The sequence below is a fragment of the Rhodospirillum centenum SW genome (assembly GCF_000016185.1).
Lineage (GTDB): Bacteria > Pseudomonadota > Alphaproteobacteria > Azospirillales > Azospirillaceae > Rhodocista > Rhodocista centena.
Window position 1 is genome coordinate 1,065,788 of the sequence record NC_011420.2, and the last position, 16,887, is coordinate 1,082,674.

General features: G+C 71.5%; 16 protein-coding genes and 1 tRNA gene. 6 read left to right on the top strand and 11 right to left on the bottom strand.

The genetic code is table 11. The annotated features are described in order from the left end of the window. Positions 1-11: 11 nt before the first annotated feature. The 4 genes from RC1_RS04745 (at position 12) to RC1_RS19910 (ending at position 3,863) form a co-directional block, all read left to right on the top strand. The gene (locus tag RC1_RS04745) at positions 12-728 is read left to right on the top strand and encodes a response regulator (RefSeq protein ID WP_012566213.1); all 717 of its coding nucleotides are present in this window, start codon (positions 12-14) and stop codon (positions 726-728) included. Between the two features lie 17 nt (positions 729-745). After that, positions 746-2,038: an ATP-binding protein gene (locus tag RC1_RS19905; protein ID WP_234703831.1), complete on the top strand. Its 1,293-nt coding sequence runs from the start codon at positions 746-748 to the stop codon at positions 2,036-2,038. 120 nt (positions 2,039-2,158) lie between these two features. Then, a complete protein-coding gene (locus RC1_RS04755; RefSeq protein WP_012566215.1) occupies positions 2,159-3,355 on the top strand; it encodes a M20 aminoacylase family protein in 1,197 nt (398 codons plus the stop codon). Then, a complete protein-coding gene (locus RC1_RS19910; protein WP_184446418.1) occupies positions 3,339-3,863 on the top strand; it encodes a protease complex subunit PrcB family protein in 525 nt (174 codons plus the stop codon). The genes RC1_RS04755 and RC1_RS19910 overlap by 17 nt, the downstream gene beginning before the upstream one ends. 31 nt (positions 3,864-3,894) lie before the next feature. Here RC1_RS19910 and RC1_RS04765 read toward each other — a convergent pair whose 3' ends face one another. Further along, entirely contained in the window at positions 3,895-5,715 is a 1,821-nt protein-coding gene (locus RC1_RS04765; protein ID WP_012566217.1) for a DUF885 domain-containing protein, read from the bottom strand. Between the two features lie 205 nt (positions 5,716-5,920). Between RC1_RS04765 and RC1_RS21960 the strand changes: the two genes are divergently transcribed. Next, positions 5,921-6,262 (top strand): hypothetical protein, encoded by a 342-nt coding sequence (locus tag RC1_RS21960; protein ID WP_202795562.1) that lies wholly within the window; start codon positions 5,921-5,923, stop codon positions 6,260-6,262. 68 nt (positions 6,263-6,330) lie between these two features. Here RC1_RS21960 and RC1_RS04775 read toward each other — a convergent pair whose 3' ends face one another. The 3 genes from RC1_RS04775 to RC1_RS04785 form a co-directional block, all read right to left on the bottom strand. Next, positions 6,331-6,972, bottom strand: a complete 642-nt coding sequence (locus tag RC1_RS04775) for a DUF2076 domain-containing protein (RefSeq protein ID WP_012566219.1) — start codon at positions 6,970-6,972, stop codon at positions 6,331-6,333. A gap of 352 nt (positions 6,973-7,324) precedes the next feature. After that, entirely contained in the window at positions 7,325-8,254 is a 930-nt protein-coding gene (locus RC1_RS04780) for an OmpA family protein (protein WP_012566221.1), read from the bottom strand. Further along, positions 8,244-9,053: a motility protein A gene (locus RC1_RS04785; protein WP_012566222.1), complete on the bottom strand. Its 810-nt coding sequence runs from the start codon at positions 9,051-9,053 to the stop codon at positions 8,244-8,246. Before RC1_RS04785 ends, RC1_RS04780 begins: the two co-directional genes overlap by 11 nt. 204 nt (positions 9,054-9,257) lie before the next feature. Between RC1_RS04785 and RC1_RS04790 the strand changes: the two genes are divergently transcribed. Further along, complete coding sequence (locus RC1_RS04790) at positions 9,258-9,848, top strand: YqaA family protein (RefSeq protein WP_012566223.1); 591 nt, start codon at positions 9,258-9,260, stop codon at positions 9,846-9,848. Positions 9,849-9,925: 77 nt separating this feature from the next. Here the strand turns inward: RC1_RS04790 and tatA are convergent, their stop codons facing one another. The 7 genes from tatA to RC1_RS04825 form a co-directional block, all read right to left on the bottom strand. Further along, a complete protein-coding gene (gene tatA / locus RC1_RS04795; protein WP_012566224.1) occupies positions 9,926-10,108 on the bottom strand; it encodes a twin-arginine translocase TatA/TatE family subunit in 183 nt (60 codons plus the stop codon). A gap of 191 nt (positions 10,109-10,299) precedes the next feature. Continuing rightward, positions 10,300-12,843, bottom strand: coding sequence for a protein translocase subunit SecD (gene secD / locus RC1_RS04800; protein WP_012566225.1), 2,544 nt, complete (start codon positions 12,841-12,843; stop codon positions 10,300-10,302). A 125-nt stretch (positions 12,844-12,968) separates the two neighbouring features. Further along, complete coding sequence (locus RC1_RS04805) at positions 12,969-13,391, bottom strand: hypothetical protein (protein ID WP_041785135.1); 423 nt, start codon at positions 13,389-13,391, stop codon at positions 12,969-12,971. A gap of 234 nt (positions 13,392-13,625) precedes the next feature. After that, on the bottom strand, positions 13,626-14,405 hold the full coding sequence (locus tag RC1_RS04810; protein WP_012566227.1) for a MerR family transcriptional regulator: 780 nt from the start codon (positions 14,403-14,405) through the stop codon (positions 13,626-13,628). Positions 14,406-14,592: 187 nt separating this feature from the next. Then, a tRNA-Ser gene (locus tag RC1_RS04815) sits at positions 14,593-14,682 on the bottom strand. A 177-nt stretch (positions 14,683-14,859) separates the two neighbouring features. Continuing rightward, complete coding sequence (locus RC1_RS04820; RefSeq protein WP_012566228.1) at positions 14,860-16,128, bottom strand: diaminopimelate decarboxylase; 1,269 nt, start codon at positions 16,126-16,128, stop codon at positions 14,860-14,862. 11 nt (positions 16,129-16,139) lie between these two features. After that, the gene (locus tag RC1_RS04825) at positions 16,140-16,667 is read right to left on the bottom strand and encodes an SET domain-containing protein-lysine N-methyltransferase (RefSeq protein WP_012566229.1); all 528 of its coding nucleotides are present in this window, start codon (positions 16,665-16,667) and stop codon (positions 16,140-16,142) included. Between the last annotated feature and the right edge of the window lie 220 nt (positions 16,668-16,887).

A 16,887-nucleotide genomic window follows, 5' to 3' on the forward strand; every position in this document is an offset into this window, starting at 1 on the left:
ACTATCGGGCCATGACGGAATCCCTGCATCTTCTCATCGTGGATGACGACCGCGAGATCCGCGATCTCCTGACCCGGTATCTGGCCCGGCACGGTTACCGTGTCACCGCGGCCAAGGACGGGCAGGAGATGCGCCGGTATCTCGCGGACCGGAACATCGACCTGGTCGTGCTGGACCTGATGCTGCCGGGCGAGGACGGACTGTCGCTCTGCCGCGCCATCCGCGCCGACGGCGGTCCGCCGGTGGTCATGCTCTCCGCCATGGGGGAGGATGCGGACCGCATCCTGGGGCTGGAGATCGGCGCCGACGACTACCTGCCCAAGCCCTTCAACCCGCGCGAACTGGTGGCCCGCATCAAGGCGGTGCTGCGCCGGGTGCAGACGCCCGGCGCAACGCCCGTCAACGGCGCCGGGGCGCTGGCCTTCTGCGGCTACGTGCTGGATCAGGCGCAGCGCCGGCTGACCGACCCGCAGGGGGCGGAGGTGACGCTGACCGCCGGCGAATACGAGCTGCTGGTGGCACTGGCGACGCGGCCGCGCCGGGTGCTCTCCCGCGATGACCTGCTGGAGATCACCCGCGGGCGCTCGGCCGGACCGTTCGACCGCTCCATCGACGTGCAGATCAGCCGGCTGCGGCGGAAGATCGAGCCCGATCCCGCCGACCCGGCCATCATCAAGACCGTCCGTTCCGGCGGCTACATCTTCTCGCCCGAGGTGACCCAGCAATGAGAGCGCTGACGGATCGGATGTCCTATTCGATCTTCGCCGTGCTGGTCGGCGGCATCCTGCTGTCGCAGGCCATCGCGCTCGGCCTCTACCGCACGGACAGGGCCGAGGCCGTGGCCGACGCGGAAGGGGGGCAGCTCGCCAACTGCCTGGACGGCATGGTCGGCGCCATCGAGGAGCAGCCGCCCGAGGTGCGCTCGATGATCCTGCGCAACCTCAAGGAACGGCAGGTGACGATCCGCACCAACGCCGGTCACGAGGTGGTGCTGGACGTCTACGAGCGCAGCAGCCTGCCCAAGCGGGACATTTCCCCGGCCATCTCCGTGCCGCCGTTCGGGCTGGTCACGACCCCGCCGCCGGAGCCGAAGACGATCCAGGTCAGCCGCCAGATGAAGGACGGCACCTGGATGAAGTTCTACGCCCCGGTGACGGCGACGGACGCCCTGCGCGAACCGGGCTTCCTGGCGTCGCTGGCCGGCAGCGCCGCCGTCGCCATCCTGCTCTCGGCCTGGGTTCTGGGCTTCACGACGCGGCCGTTGCGCCGCTTCGCCGCCGCCGCCGACCGGCTGGGCGTGGACATGAATGCGCCGTCGCTGGACGAGGCCGGCCCGCGCGAGGTGCGGCTCGCCGCCAGCGCCTTCAACAAGATGCAGCGACGGCTCAAGGCCTTCGTGGAGGACCGTACGCGCATGCTGGCGGCGATCAGCCACGATCTGCGCACGCCGCTGACCCGCATGCGCCTGCGCGCCGAGTTCATCGACGACGACACGGTGCGCGAGAAGATGCTGGAGGACCTCCAGGAGATGGAGGCCATGATCGGCGCCACGCTGGCCTTCGCCCGCGAAGAGGCGAGCCAGGAGGCGATCGAGCCGCTGGATCTCGGTTCACTGGTGGCCAAGCTGGCCGAGTCCGCCCGTGAGGCCGGGCACCCCGTCGGCCTGCTCCCGCCCGCCCGCCCGGTGCGGATCATGGGCCGGCGCACCGCGCTGAAACGCGCCCTGGGCAACCTGATGGACAACGCCGTGAAGTACGGCGGTGCCGCGGAGGTCGCCCTGACCTGCACGGGGGAGAGCGTCGTCGTCACCATCGACGATCACGGTCCGGGCATTCCGGAGGCGGAGATGGAGAACGTGTTCCGTCCGTTCTACCGGCTGGAGGCGTCGCGCTCCCGCGATACCGGCGGGACCGGGCTGGGCCTGTCCGTCGCCAACGACGTGGTCCGCGCCCATGGCGGGGAGATCCGGCTGTCGAACCGGCCGGAAGGGGGGCTGCGGGTCGCCGTCGTGCTGCCGCTGGAGACGGCGGGGCGTTGAGACAGGCCGGCCGTGACAGGCCGGATTCCCTCCGGTTTTCGCCTGCTGGCGGGTAGTGTGGCGGCGTACCATCTGATAGGGTGCGCGCTTCTGTCCGCGAGGCCCCAGGAACCGATCCCGATGCCGATCCTGAACCGCATTGCCGAGTTCCATGACGAGATGACCGCGTGGCGCCGGGACTTCCACGCCCATCCGGAAATCGCCTTCGAGGAACACCGGACCTCGGCCACCGTCGCCGCGAAGCTGGAGGAATGGGGGATCGAGGTCCACCGCGGCATCGCGGGTACCGGCGTCGTCGGCGTCCTGCATGGTGCCGGCGGACCCACCGGGCGCTCGATCGGGCTGCGCGCCGACATGGATGCCCTGCCGATGGAGGAGGGCAACGGCTTCGCCCACCGCTCCACCGTGCCGGGCAAGATGCATGGCTGCGGTCACGACGGCCACACCACCATGCTGCTGGGGGCCGCAAAGTATCTGGCCGAGACGCGGCGGTTCGACGGCACCGTGCATTTCATCTTCCAGCCGGCGGAGGAAGGGGCCGGCGGCGGCAAGCGCATGGTGGAGGAGGGGCTGTTCCGGCGCTTCCCGTGCGACATGGTCTTCGGCCTGCACAACTGGCCGGAGCTGGAACCGGGACGCATGGCGGTCCGCAGCGGCCCGGTGATGGCCGGCGCCGACAAGTTCGAGATCACGGTCACGGGGCACGGCGGCCACGCCGCCCTGCCGCACCATACCGTGGACCCCGTCGTGGTCGCGGCCCAGATGGTGCTGGCGATCCAGACCCTGGTCAGCCGCAATGTCAGCCCCACGGAAGCCGGTGTCGTCTCCGTCACCCAGATCCAGGCGGGCAGCGCCTTCAACGTCATCCCGGGCGAGGTGGTGCTGCGCGGCACCGTCCGCGCCCTGACCAACGAGGTCCGCACCCTGCTGGAGTCCGGCCTGCGCCGGATCGTGGACACGCTGCCGGCCGCCTTCGGCGCCGAGGCGTCGCTGAACTACATCGCCGGCTATCCGCCCACCATCAACGCCGCCGATCCCAGCGAGCTGTCCGCCGCGGTGGCGGCGACGCTGCTGGGGACCGAGCGGGTGCTGCGCGATGTCGGACCCAGCATGGGGGCGGAGGATTTCGCCTTCATGCTGAACGAACGGCCGGGCAGCTATGCCTGGATCGGCCAGGGCGGCTCGGCGCTCGGCTGCATGCTTCACAATGCGCGCTATGACTTCAACGACGAGATCCTGCCCATCGGTGCCAGCTACTGGGCGCTCCTGGTGGAGACGGCCCTGCCGCGGGAAGATGCGCGTGCCGCTGCGGAATGAGGGCCGGCGGGCGCCGCTGCCGGCGCTCTGCCTGCTGCTGACCGGAAGCCTGACCGGGTGCGCCTCGGCCACCAACTGGCTGGCCGGCGAGCCTCCCCCGGCGGTGATGGCGGAGATGCGGGACATCGCCTCTCCCGGTCTGGTCGGCCGCGGCTCCTGGACGGGAGCCGTCAGCAACGCCCAGAGCGCCGGCTTCCTGGTCGCCCGGACGGAGGCCGAGTGGCGGGCGCTCTGGGATCTGGTCGGCCAGCCGGCCCCGGCGAAGCTGCCGGACCGGCTGATGGCATTGGCGGTCTTCCTCGGCACGCGGACGACCACGGGCTACGGGGTGGAGATCGTCGATGTCCGGCTGGAGCGCCGGCCGGGGCAGCGCGACCGCCTGCTGGTGCGCTACCGCGAGACGGAGCCGCCGCCCGGCGGCGCCCGGGCGCAGATGCTGACCTCGCCCTACACCATCGTCATGGTCGATCGCAGCGAGGCCGCGGCCCGCTATTCCCGCGTGCCGTGAGGGGCGGCGGCCCGCGCCGCCGCCCGACGGTTCACGCCTTGGTCGCGGCGATCCAGTCGTCCACGATCTCTTCCAGGATCGCCAGCGGCACCGCCCCGTTCCGCAGCACCGTGTCGTGGAAGGCGCGGATGTCGAAGCGCCCGCCCAGCGCGGTCCGGGCCTTCTCCCGCAGGTCCAGGATCTTCAGCATTCCGATCATGTAGGCGCAGGCCTGGCCGGGAATGGCGATGTAGCGGTCCACCTCGCGCGCGGCCGTCTCCCGCGCGAAGGAGGAGTTGGCGACGAAGTAGTCGGTCGCCTGCTCCCGCGTCCAGCGCCGGGCATGGATGCCGGTGTCCACGACCAGCCGGATCGCCCGCCACAGCTCGAAGGAGAGGCGGCCGAAATCGGCGTAGGGGTCCTTGTAGAAGCCCAGTTCCTTCGGCAGCCGCTCGCTGTAGAGGCCCCAGCCCTCGACATAGGCGGTGGGGGAGGCGAAGCGGCGGAAGGCCGGCAGATCGGTCAGCTCCTGCGCGATGGAGATCTGGAGGTGGTGACCCGGGATCGCCTCGTGGAAGGCCAGCACTTCGAGCTGGTAGAGGGGCATCTCCTTCATGTTGGAGAAGTTGACGTAGTAGATGCCGGGGCGCGAACCGTCCGGCGTTCCCGGCCCGTACTGGGCGATGGCACGGCTGCCTTCCAGGTACGGGTCGAAGCGCTGCACGCTCACGCGGGCCTTCGGCTTGATCCCGAACTGTCCGTCCAGCGCCGCCTCCACCTCGGTCAGCACCCGCCGCGCCTCCGCGAGATAGGCGTCGTGCCCCTCCGGCGTGCCGGGCAGGTAGAAGCGCGGGTCGTCGCGCAGGAACCGGAAGAAGTCCTGGAGGCTGCCGGTGAAGCCGGTCTGCGCCATGATGGCGTGCATGTCGCGGTGGATGCGCGCCACCTCGCGCAGGCCGGTCTCGTGCACCTCGTCCGGGGACAGGTCCAGCGTGGTGTGCCGCTTCAGGCAGGCGCGGTAGTAGGCGTCGCCCTCCGGCAGTTTCCAGACGCCGTCATTCTCGTCCGCCCGGCCGTGCAGGGCCTCCACATAGTCGGCCAGCCGGCGGTAGGCCGGGCCGAAGGACTCCGCCAGCGCCGTCCTGGCCGCCGCCAGGAGGGTGTCCTTCTCCGCCGGGGGCAGGTCCAGGGCGGCGATGTCCTTGCGGATGTCCGCCAGCAGCGACGAGTCCGTGGCGCTGCCGTCGAAGGGCGCGCCCTCCAGCGTTCCCAGGATGGCGCCCAGCGACTTCAGGACGGAGAATTTCGGCGGGATGGCGCCCAGGGCCGCCCGTGTCTCCGCCATGGCGATGGTCTGGTCCACGGCCGCGGGCAGGGCGCGCACCCGCGCCATCCAGGCGTCCACGTCGGCCCGGTTCCGGATCGGCTGGATGTCCGTCAGCATGGCCGGGAAGGACAGGTGGCGGCCGTAGAAATGCTCCAGCGGATAGTCGTGCAGCCGCCAGCGGTGGTCCTCCAGCGCCTGCCGGGCGGCATGGTCGTAGAGCCGCACGTTCAGCCGGTCGGCCGGGGACAGGTCCGCGGACCCGGCCAGCGCCCGGAGCTGCTCCAGCCGGGTCCGGACCAGGGCCGCGGATTCGTCGGCCACGGCGTCGGAGACGTCATCCCAGCGGTCGTTGCCCGCGCCGGGCCAGCGCAGATAGGTCTGGCTCTCCGGGCTGCGGGCCATCTGCTCGGCCCAGGTCTCCTCGAAGAAGGCGGCGAGCCGGGGATCGTCCGCCGCGCGCGCTCGCCCGGGCAGGCCGGTGGCGGCGGTCAGTGCGACGGCGGCGGTGCCGCGCAGGAAGCTGCGGCGGGTGAGGTCGAGAGGCATGCCCGTTGGTCCCTGGTCCGGTCGCCGGTCACGCTGCCGGCCTGCCGCCGAGGCTAGACGGGCGGAGCGCCGCCGGGCAAGGGCAGGGACGCCACAGGACCCCGGCCATGAGATGCCGGTGGTCCGGCGCCTTCCTGGTCGGAACCATCCGGAGGACCAGGCGTTCGCCGGAGGAGCCCCGACGCGGGTCCCCCGGAAGGAGAGCATGATGAGCGAGATGCCGTCCCTGATCGAACCGCTGTTCGGCGGTGCGCCGAACCTGTCGTTCGGCGAGCGGGCCCTGTACGTCGTCGGTGGCCTGGGACTGGCCGCTGCGGCGACGAAGCCCCGGCCGAACCCGCTGCTGAACGTGCTGGCGCTCGCCGGCGGCGCCTACCTGACCCTGGGCGGCTATTACGGCCGCTGCCCGGTGCGCAGCGCCCTGTCCGGCGATCCGGATGGCCGTCCCTCCCTGGGGCACCAGCGCGGCACAGACCGCGACAGCGGCGACGGCGGGGCGCGATCGTACCGGGAGTACGGCCGCTCCCCGGCCATGGCGGAGGACTGACGGGCCGGAACCCGGCGGCCGGGAACGATCCCGACCGTCGGGTGCCCGTCTCCTGCGGGAGCGGCCGGTCAGATATCGTCGAAGCCGCTGTCGTCGAAGCCGCCGTCATCCCAGCCCGCCTCGTCGGCGGCCGGTTCCTCGGGCGGGGTGTCCTCCGCCGGCGGGAGAACCTCGTTCACGGCCTCCTGCGCCATGGCCTCGCCGCCGGAGAAGGCGCTCGCCAGCGCGTTGCCCAGCAGCATGCCGCCGGCGACGCCCATGGCCGTCTGCAAGGCCCCCGCCATGAAGCCGCCGCCCGGGCGGCCCATCGCGGTGGCGCCCATGGCATTGGGGTTGGCATAGGCGGCGACGCGCGGATCGCCGTAGGAAGGCGTGGCGGGCTGGCCCCAGGGCGAGCCGGCCTGACGCTGCGGCACGGGTGCCGGCGGCGGCTTCGGCCCGCCCCCGAACAGGCCGCCGAAGATGCCGCCCGTGCTGGCGGGGCGCTCGCGGAGCTGGCGCTCCAGTTCCTCCGTGCGGGTCTGCGCCGTCGCCAGCGCCTGTTCCAGCATCACGATGGCCTGTGCCATCAGGTACGGGGCGGCCGGCTGGCGCGCGATCTGGTCGCGGATATGCGCCTCGGCTTCGGCGTCGCGGGGACCGGACTGCGCCTCGGCCTGGCGCAGCTTGGTGAACAGCTCGTCGATGATCTGGCGTTCGGTATGGTCCATGGATGTCTCCAGAGAAGGCCCGCAGAACGTCTGTCCGGGGCACACGGCGCAGGCCGGTGCCGGACGGGCGGCGGACGAAGATCAGGTCAGGGGAAGGGGCGTCCGGAGGCGGTGCCGCGAACGGCGCCGGGGCTCAGGGTCTGCGGGTGCCGGGCGGAAACGCCATCAAGTCCCTCCAGGTGCAGTCGCGCCCGTCGGCGCAAGGCAGGTGAAGGGATCCGACATCACGACCACGTCTAAGTCGCCAGAGGGGCCCGGATCCTGACAGACGGCCTAGATGGGAAGGCTCCCCGATGCCGTCAAGAAGCGATGGCGAAGAAGCCCTCGGCCCTCTGTGGGGATGTCCGCCCGATCAGGGGGTGGTGGTGTCCCCGGAAGCCGGCGCGCCGTCGATGACGATCTCCACCCGGCGGTTCATCGCCCAGCGGGCCGGGTCGGTGGTGAGCGGCCGGCTGTCGGCAAGGCCGGTGGCGCGCAGGCGCTGCGCCGGCACGCCCGCCGCGACAAGGTGGCGGACCACGGCGGCGGCGCGGGCGGCGGACAGTTCCCAGTTCGACGGGAAGCGGGTGGTGGCGATGGCGACGGGGTCGGTGTGCCCCTCCACCGTGATCGTCCCCGGCATCCGCGCCAGCATGGGCACCAGCCGGTCCAGCACCGCCGTGCCCGCCGTCTCCAGTGCGGCGGAGCCGGAGCGGAACAGCACGCGGTCGCGCAGTTCGATGGCGATCCGCCGGTCCTCCACCGTGAAGCCGACATCCGGCGGCAGCCCGGCCGCCTCCAGCGCCTGGAGCCACGCCCGGGCCGCGGGCGACAGGGGCGGCGGGGGCGGCCCGTCCGGCGTCGCCGGTGCCGCGCTCGTCTCCTCGCCCGCCGTTCCCGTCTCGGGGAAGCCGGCCATCGGCACCGTGGGCGCGGGGCCGGGCAGGCTGGGGGCCAGGGTGACCGGGGCCGGGGCGAGCGCCGCCGGGGCCGTCTGGTCGGCCAGCACGGTGCGGGCCGGCGGCGGCACGGGCTCTGCCGCCTGGGCCGCCGTCTGGGCTTCGCCCCCGGCCGTCTCCGGTCCCGGTTCGGGCGGGGCGAGGCGGCCCTGCATGCCCAGGATGGCGATCATGCCCAGGAACACGGTCATCAGCAGGGTGACCATGTCCATGTAGCTGATCACCCACTCCTCCGACTCCTCCTGCGCCGCCGGAGCCGCCGGCGGCGGGGTGGTGCGCAGGCCGCGGCCGCGGCGGTTCTCCCGCCGCGACCCGCGCCGGGGCTCGTCGGTCTCAGACGGCACGATGGACCCCGTCGCCGTCGCGGAGATAGGTGCGCAGCAGGTCCTCGATCACCAGGGGCGAGCGGCCCAGCCGGGTCAGCACCACGCCGTCCATCAGCACGTTCATCATCGCCACCCGCCGGGCGGAGCGCTGTTCCAGCTTGATGGCGATGGGCTTGAACACGAGGTTCGCCAGGATCAGCCCGTAGAGCGTGGCCAGCATGGCGACGGCCATGCTGTTGCCGATCAGGCCGATGTCGCCGGACCCGAGCTGCTTGAGCATGCCGACCATGCCGGCCAGCGTGCCCAAGAGGCCGAAGGCCGGCGCGAAGGAGGCCAGGACACGGAAGACGCGCGACTGCGCCGCGTCCAGTTCCGACTGTTTCTGGATGCGCCAGGTCAGGACATGCATCAGATCGTCCAGGTCGGTGTCGTCCACGACGAGCTGGAGGCCCAGGCGCAGGAACGGGTTGCGCACCGTGCGCACGCGCTCCTCCGCCAGCTTCACCCGCTTCTCGTGCAGCATCCGGGCGACGTCCAGCAGCTCCGCCACGTCGGCGTCGATGGAGACATGTTCCCGCACGACCGAGGCCAGGGCGCCCAGCGCGTGCCAGATCTCGTCGCCGCGGAAGGCCAGCAGCGCCACGCAGGCGACGCCGCCGACCACGATGACCAGCCCCTCCTCATTGTAGAAGAAGACGGCGCTGCCGCCGGTGCCGACCACGAACCAGAGCAGCGCCGCCGTCGCCAGCACGCCCAGCACCGTCGTCGCCAGGAATCCGCCCGTCCGTCCGCCCTTCTTCGCTGCCGCCTGGGGCACGCCGTCCTCCGCAGAAACCCCGCCCTACCCATTTCGGACGTAAGGCAACCGTCCGCCCTGCGCCGGGAATTCCCAATGATCTGGGTCAAGGGCGGCCCGGTCCGCCGGAACCGCGCGCGGCGGACGCCCCTGCGGCGCGCGATTTACCATTGTGTGGCGTGCGCCGGACAGGCAGGGTTGCGCCGCAATGCGACCTCTGGGGGCATGTTGTCCGTGATCCGCCCGCTCTATGACTGGACGATGCGTCTGGCCGCCCATCCTCATGCCCTCTGGGCCCTGGCTGCGGTCAGCTTCGCCGAAAGCTCCTTCTTCCCGATCCCGCCCGACGTGATGCTGATTCCGCTGGTACTCGCCTGCCGGGAGCGGGCGTTCCTGCTCGCCGGGGTCTGCACTCTGGCGTCCGTCGTCGGCGGCTACTTCGGCTACGCCATCGGCTATTTCCTGTTCGACGGGGTCGGCCGCCACGTCTTCGACGCCTACGGCCTGATGCCAGCCTACGAGGGCCTCAAGGGCTATTTCGACCAGTACGGCGCCTGGGTCATCATGATCAAGGGCATGACGCCGATCCCCTACAAGCTGCTGACCATCGCCAGCGGCGCCCTGCACTTCGACCTGCTGGAGTTCACCACCGCGTCCATAATCTCCCGCAGCGTCCGGTTCTTCCTGGTCGCGGCATTGCTGTGGAAGTTCGGCGAACCGATCCGGGCCTTCGTCGAGACGCGGCTGACCCTGGTCACGACCCTGTTCGTCATCCTGCTGGTGGGCGGCTTCCTGGCCGTGGCCCTGATCCGCTGACGACACCCCCGGCGGCATCCCCTGCGCGGCGCGACCGGCGGCGCGGCGATGCCCGCGCCGGTCGCGCCGGGGCGCTGTCACGCCTGGGGCGGGGTCTGGGACGGCCCCGGCAGGGTCTCGTCGTCCTTGGAGAGCTCGCGCTTGAAGGCCTTCATGCCCTTCGCAAGGTCACCCATGGCGCGCGGCAGCTTCCCGGCGCCGAAGACGACCAGGACGACGCCCAGCACCACCACCCAGTGCAGCCAACTGAAACCGCCCATCTCTCAACCTCCATGCATGGAGCGCGGAGCATACACCCGCGTGAAGTCGCGGGAAATCTCCGGCTCTCCTGTCTCTCCTAATGGTCATCCCCGGACCGGCCGCCGTCCCGGGCCGGCCTCCCGGATGAAGGACGCCCGCGGGAGCAGGGCGCTCCCGCGGGCGGTTCTTCGGTCAGGGCAAGGCGCGGGGCTCAGCCCGCCGACTTCGCCCCGTCCGCGACCTGGGTGCCGCCCGCATCCTCGGCCGGACCCCGGCGCAGCCGCTTCTCGCCGAGATACAGCAGGATCGGCGCCGCGATGAAGATGGACGACGAGGTCGCCAGCACCACGCCGAACAGCAGCACCCAGGCAAACTCCCGCAGCCCCTCGCCGGCGAACAGGGCCAGCGGAAGCGTGGCGAGGAAGATGGCGATGCTGGTCGAGATGGTGCGCCCCATCGTCTCGTTGATGCTGCGGTCGATCAGCTCGCGCAGCGGCATCTTGCGGTAGAGCCGCAGGTTCTCGCGCACACGGTCATAGACGACGACCTTGTCGTTGATCGAGTAACCCATGATCGTCAGGATCGCCGCGATGGCCGTCAGGTTGAACTGGATTCCGGTCAGCGCGAAGAAGCCGATGGTCTTGGTCACGTCCAGCATCATCGTCACGACGGCGCCGACGCCGAACTGCCATTCGAAGCGGAAGGTGATGTAGGCCAGCATGGCGATGGCCGCGAGGCCGAGCGCGATCATGCCGTTCTGGAAGAGCTCGGCGCTGACGGAGGCGCCGACCGCCTCGACGCGCCGGATCTCCAGGCCGGGGTAGATCTCGACCAGTTTCGCCTGCAGCGTCTTCACGACCTGCTGCTGCGCCTCCTCGGCGCCCTCCTGGCGCTCCAACCGGATCAGCGTGTCGCGCGGGGAGCCGAACTCCTGGATCGCGACCGACCCGGTGGCGATGCCGGACACGGCGTCGCGGAGCCGGTCGATGTCGGTCGCCTCGGGGGTGCGCACCTCGATGACGATGCCGCCCGCGAAGTCAATGCCGTAGTTGAGGCCGGGCTTCACGAACAGCGCGATCGACGCGGCGCTCAGCAGGACCGACATGGCGATGCCGATGTGGCGGCCGCGCATGAAGGAGATGTTGAGGTTGTCGGGGGCCGGACGCAGCCAGGTCCCGACTTTCAGGATCTTGGGCTTCACGCGCCGGAACCAGCGCGCCGTGATCATCCGCGCCACCACGGTGGCGGTGAACATGGAGGTGATGATGCCGAGGCTGATCGTGACGGCGAAGCCCTTCACCGTCCCGGTGCCCACGGCATAGAGGATGATCATCTTGATCAGGGTGGTCAGATTGCTGTCGGTGATGGTGGCGTAGGCCTTCGAGAAGCCGGCCTCCAGCGCCGCCAGCGGCGTCCGACCGCGCCGCGCCTCCTCGCGGACGCGCTCGTTGATCAGGATGTTCGCGTCCACCGACATGCCGAGCGTCAGCAGCAGGCCGGCGATGCCGGGCAGCGTGAGCGTCGCCTCCAGCAGCGACAGCGCGGCGATCGTGAGGAACAGGTTGAAGATGAGGGCGACGTTCGCATAGAAGCCCAGCCGCCCGTAGGCCATGGCCATGTAGCTCACGACCAGGACGAAGCCCACGAGGCAGGCGATCAGGCCGGCCCGGATGCTCTCGGCGCCCAGCTCGGGCCCGATGGAGCGTTCCTCGACCACGGTCAGCGGGGCCGGGAGCGCGCCGGCGCGCAGCAGCACGGCCAGCTCGGTCGCGGACTGGGCGGTGAAGCTGCCGCTGATCTGGCCCCGGCCGCCCAGGATCGGCTCGTTGATGCGCGGGGCGCTGATCACCCGGCCGTCCAGCACGATGGCGAAGAGACGTCCGACATTGTCCTTGGTGATGTCCCCGAAGCGGCGGGCGCCGATGGAGTCGAACCGGAAGTTGACGACCCACTGGCCGGTACGGGAATCGGCGCTCGGCTGGGCGTCCACCAGGGTGGCGCCGTCCACCTCGACGCGCTTGCGCACCAGCACGCGGCCGCCGCCGGCGCCACGGTCGGCGTTCGGCAGCCATTCGGTGCCCGGCGGCGGAGGCGATCCGGGGTTGAGGGTCGCGTCATCGACCACGAGATGGAAGGTCATCTTCGCGGTCTGGCCCAGCAGCCGCTTGATCCGGCCGGGGTCGCTGACGCCGGGGAGCTGGACCAGGATGCGGCCGCTGCCCTGGCGGGCGACGATCGGTTCGTTGACGCCCGTCTCGTCGATGCGGCGGCGCACGATCTCCAGGGACTGCTGGACCACGCGGTCCATCTTCGCCTGGAAGCCGCCTTCCGTCAGGGTCAGGCGGACGGCGCGCGGCGCCTCCGCGGCGTCGAACTCGCCGGGCTGGCCCGGACCGATCGGACCCCACAGCGGCCGCAACGCCGCGACGGCGGGGGACACCTGGGCGTCGTCGGCGAAGCTGACGGTCACCGTGTCGGCATCGGCGGTGACGCCCGTCGGGCGGATGCCGGCGTCGCGCAGCAGGGCGCGGGCCTGGTCTCCGGCGCTGGACAGGGTCTCCTTCCGCACAGTGTCGGCATCCACCTGCAGCAGCAGGTAGGAACCGCCCTGGAGGTCGAGGCCGAGATTGATGTGGCGGTAGGGCAGCCAGGCCGGGAGTGTGCCGGCCGGCAGCAGGCTCGGGAGCGAGAAGATCACGCCGAGCAGGCAGATGGCGGTCACGACCGCCGTCCGCAGGGGGGAGAAGTTGAGCATGGGTCCGTTACGCTGGCTGCCCCCGGAAGCGCTGCCTGCCGGTTCGGACGGGAGGCGGCGCAGCGCGGAGGGCGTGGAAGCGGGAGGGCCGGACCGGGGACCGGACCTCCGATGGAAAATCCGTCTCAGGCCCCGCGCGGCGGGCTGCGGGCCCGCACGCTGTCGGGCAGCGCCGGCCGGGGCTCATGGCCTTCCGGCCCGGCGCTCTCGGCCGGCCCGGAAGGACGCTCGAGCACGAGGGTGGCCGGCACGAGGAAAGGGGGTGCTGGAGGTGCCGCGGTCGCGGACTGCTTGCGCTCGACCCGCGGCCCGACGGTCGGGCTTCCCTTGTCGGGGGCGATGACGCCGGCATCGTCGCCGACCGAGCCGCCGGACGCCTTGCCGTGCGGCGCCGGCGACAGCGGTCCGGGCCCCATGGCCGGCAGTCCCAGGACGAAGCCCAGGAGCAGGGCCGCGCACCACGCACGCAGGTGTGCGAGTGCCGTCCCGGCGTCACCGGCGCTTCCGCTGGCATTGATGGCGCGTGTCACCGGACCGGAACCCGTCATGTCGACATGGGGCAGTAGTACGGTGCTCGGGCTCCGCAGACAAGTGCGCGCGCGGGGACAGGGCCTGCCGACAGTCATGCAGGCGCGCGGCACCCCGCGACCGGCCGGGGCGGTCGAGGGCGCGGGGGCTGGTCTCCCGTCCTCCGGCACGCTCCGGCGGACGGGAGCGGCGGACGGGGACGGGGGGCGCGGCGGAGCACCCGGCTGGTGCCCCGCCGCGTCCGTCGGCCGGGGCTACCGCCCGGCCGCCTCCAGCCGTTCCGTGGCGGCGCGGATGAACGCGACCTCCTCGCGCCAGGGCAGCGTCCGGGAGAGGGCGGGGTCGGCCAGCGCCTCGTCCAGGACGGCCCGCATCCGGTCGAGCTTGTCCTTGTCGCCGCCGACGAAGCGGGCGGCCCGGTCCCGCCAGCGGCGCGCCAGGTCCATGGCCTCCGCTGTGGCCGGGTCCCGGCCGAGCATGGACCGGGCCTCCATCAGCAGCGCCTCCCGTTCCGCGGCATCCGTGGTCCCGACGGACGCCGCGGGCGCGGCGCCGGCCAGCGTCTCCCGCTCCTCCGCGGTGAAGTGCCGGGCGAAGAGGAGTGCGAGGCCCTCCCGCCAGTCCGGTGTTGCAGTGGTCATGACGATCTCCCTTGTCAGTGTCACGAGATCGTCCATCGAGAGGGGGCGCCCGGCGGCCAGCCGCTCCCTGGCCCGGGCGACCAGCGCAAGCGCGGACTCCAGGGCGCCGAGGCGCTGCCGGAGGTCCTTCTCCTGCGCCTCCAGGATCGGGCCCAGGTCGTCGCCCAGCCCGGCGAGGCAGCGGCCGATCCGGGCCAGGGGAAGGCCGAGCGACCTGAGCGCCAGAACCTGGTGCAGCCGCCGCATCTGGTCGGGACCGTAGGTGCGGTACCCGGCCCCGGTGCGGACAGGCGTCACCAGCCCGTGGCGCTCGTAGACCCGCAGCGCCTTGGCGGTCACGCCCAGCAGGGCTGCGGTCTCGGCCGCGGTGCGGTACTGCGGGTCCAGCGTCAACTGCCCCTCCCGTCGATGGACCCGCCGATCACGCAGGCCGGCCCCAGGGGCCGGGTCAAGCGCGAACGAGGATCAGAATCCACCTATGTCCGCCAACAGCGGCGCCAATCCGCCGAAAAGTGTGAGGCAAACTGTGGGGGTGCTGGAGCGGATTTTGCTGTGAAATCAACATTCCAGCGCGAAAAACTGGCGGATGGGGTGGGATTCGAACCCACGGTGGGCTTGCACCCACGGCGGTTTTCAAGACCGCTGCCTTAAACCGCTCGGCCACCCATCCGGCTGGGCCAACTGGTAACCGCAGCGCGGCGGCTTCGCAAGGGTGTTTGCGCGCCGGGGGGTTCCCCGTGGCTTTCACCCGCGTCCTCTCCGGCGGTCTCTCCGTGCCTTGATCCGGGGCCGTCGGTCGCGGGGGCCGGGGAGGGGCCGCCGCGCCTAAGGGGTGCCCAGGGGGCGGTCAGAGCAGCAGGTGCTCGCTCGCCTGTGCCCGCATGCAGTGGTTCGAGCCCATGGCCGCGGCGTAGCCGCCGGCGTTCAGGAAGGCGATCACGTCGCCCTCCTCCACCGCCGGGAAGGGCAAGGCCTCGGCCCAGAGGTCCAGCGCCTCGTTGATGTTGCCGGCGATGCTGACGGGGGCCAGCGCATCCGCCGCCCAGGCGCGGGCCGGGTCCTGGTGCAGCCGGGCCGGCACCGGCTCGCAGGGCAGGCGGTAGAACACGGGCTCCACCGCCAGATTGAAGCCGCCATCCACGCCGACGAAGGTGGTGGCGCGCTTGCGCTCCACCGTGTTGGCCTGGAGCAGCAGCACGCCCGCATCCTTGACGACATAGTCGCCGGGCTCGACCCAGACCTCGATGCCGCGGCCGGCGAAGCTGTCGCGGATCACCGCGGCCCAGGCCTCCAGGTCCAGCGGCCGGTCGCCGGCCGCATGCGGCACGCCCAGGCCGCCGCCCAGATTGACGAGGCGCGCCTGCGGCACCCGGTCCAGGAACCAGAGGCATTCGCGCACCACCTCCGCCCAGGCGGGAAGCTGGGCGTTCAGATAGCCCCAGCCGACATGGAAATGGATGCCCCGGACCGTGAGCCCGTGGGATGCGGCCAGCGCCAGCGCCTCCTCGAAACGGTCGCGGTAGATGCCGAACTTGGAGGTGCGCTCGCCGCTGTAGCGGAGAAGCTGGTTCTCCCCGTACCCCACCCCCAGGGCCGGGTTGACCCGGATGCCGATCTCCCGCCCCGGGCTGACGGCGGCCAGCCGCCGGAGGGTGGAGAGGCTGTCGGCGTTGACCCAGGTCTCCGGATGCCGCGCCAGCACGGCGAGGTCGGCCTCCGAGACGGAGGTCGCGGTGTAGGACACCTCCTCCGGCCGGAAGCCGCACTGCACGGCGAAGCGCAGTTCGTTGGGGGAGCAGGCGTCGATGCCGCAGAGGCCGGACGCCTTCATCCAGGTCAGCAGCGGGCCGTGGCGGTTCGCCTTCATGGCATAGCGGATGGCGTGCGGCAGTCCGGTGGACTCCAGCGCCGCCTTCAGCCGCCGCAGATTCTCCAGCACCCGAGGGCCGGAATAGACATAGGCCGGCGTGCCGGCCTGCCGCGCCAGTTCGGCGAGGTTCCGGCCGGCGAGGTGCAGGTCGCGGCCGACATAGCGCAGGTCCGGCCGCTCCCACCAGAGCGCGGGCGCGCAAGGAAGAGCCGCGGCGGACGTCGCCGCGAGGGCATCCGGGGTCATGGCGGCTATCCTCACTCGGCCATGGCGGGGGCCTGCATCGGCTCGCGCCGGCCGGTGATCCAGCGCCGGCAGTTGGGCGCGCCGCACAGGCAGGGGAACTGCTTGAACAGCACGTCCTCGGTACTGGCGTAGTCCATGGTCAGCGGCTCACCGGGGTCGATGTCCTTGATCGCCCACAGCTCGAACCGCTGCATGTCCAGAAAGCAGTTCGGGTCGCAGGAATGCAGCAGATAGCCGGTGAAGTAGGGGTCGTAGAGATGGCTGTCCGGGCTGATCTGCAGGGTGTGCTGGCGCACCGCGTGAACGACGGTGCCGCTGATCCGGCAGATGCGGTGGCCGCGGGCGAAGGCCCGGCGGGCATAGACGCCGAGGCCCTTGCCGTCGTCCCGGCGGGAGACGGCGAATTCCTCTTCCGTGGGGTAGCCGTCGCCCAGGGCGAAGGCGGCCGGATAGAGGGAGCGGGGCTGTTGGGGGTCGAGGGTGATGACGGGGACGGGCGGAACGGACTGCGGCGCGCGGCGCGTTCGTGGGACGGTCATCGGCGGAGCGGGACTCCAGGGTTACCCCGCGAGGGGAGCCCATAATCGTTATCAGTCCCGTATCCGTCCGCAAGCAACACTTTGTGGGAAGTCGGGCCGCAGCCATGCGGTTTCCGGTGCCTGCCTTAACCCCCTCTCAAGGTCGGGTTAACCGATGGGCGGTGCGTCGCCAGGAGCCGGTGGCATGCGGGTCCGGGCCGACGCTATCCTGACCGCGGCC

What these genes read in the sequence shown, in the direction of transcription:
- RC1_RS04745 (WP_012566213.1), top strand. Translation starts at nt 12, where the DNA reads ATGACGGAATCCCTGCATCTTCTCATCGTGGATGACGACCGCGAGATC.
- RC1_RS04755 (WP_012566215.1), top strand. Translation starts at nt 2,159, where the DNA reads ATGCCGATCCTGAACCGCATTGCCGAGTTCCATGACGAGATGACCGCG.
- secD (WP_012566225.1), bottom strand. Translation starts at nt 12,843, where the DNA reads ATGCTCAACTTCTCCCCCCTGCGGACGGCGGTCGTGACCGCCATCTGC.
- tatA (WP_012566224.1), bottom strand. Translation starts at nt 10,108, where the DNA reads ATGGGCGGTTTCAGTTGGCTGCACTGGGTGGTGGTGCTGGGCGTCGTC.
- RC1_RS21960 (WP_202795562.1), top strand. Translation starts at nt 5,921, where the DNA reads ATGATGAGCGAGATGCCGTCCCTGATCGAACCGCTGTTCGGCGGTGCG.
- RC1_RS04820 (WP_012566228.1), bottom strand. Translation starts at nt 16,128, where the DNA reads ATGACCCCGGATGCCCTCGCGGCGACGTCCGCCGCGGCTCTTCCTTGC.
- RC1_RS04775 (WP_012566219.1), bottom strand. Translation starts at nt 6,972, where the DNA reads ATGGACCATACCGAACGCCAGATCATCGACGAGCTGTTCACCAAGCTG.
- RC1_RS04805 (WP_041785135.1), bottom strand. Translation starts at nt 13,391, where the DNA reads ATGACGGGTTCCGGTCCGGTGACACGCGCCATCAATGCCAGCGGAAGC.
- RC1_RS04765 (WP_012566217.1), bottom strand. Translation starts at nt 5,715, where the DNA reads ATGCCTCTCGACCTCACCCGCCGCAGCTTCCTGCGCGGCACCGCCGCC.
- RC1_RS04790 (WP_012566223.1), top strand. Translation starts at nt 9,258, where the DNA reads ATGTTGTCCGTGATCCGCCCGCTCTATGACTGGACGATGCGTCTGGCC.
- RC1_RS04825 (WP_012566229.1), bottom strand. Translation starts at nt 16,667, where the DNA reads ATGACCGTCCCACGAACGCGCCGCGCGCCGCAGTCCGTTCCGCCCGTC.
- RC1_RS19905 (WP_234703831.1), top strand. Translation starts at nt 746, where the DNA reads ATGTCCTATTCGATCTTCGCCGTGCTGGTCGGCGGCATCCTGCTGTCG.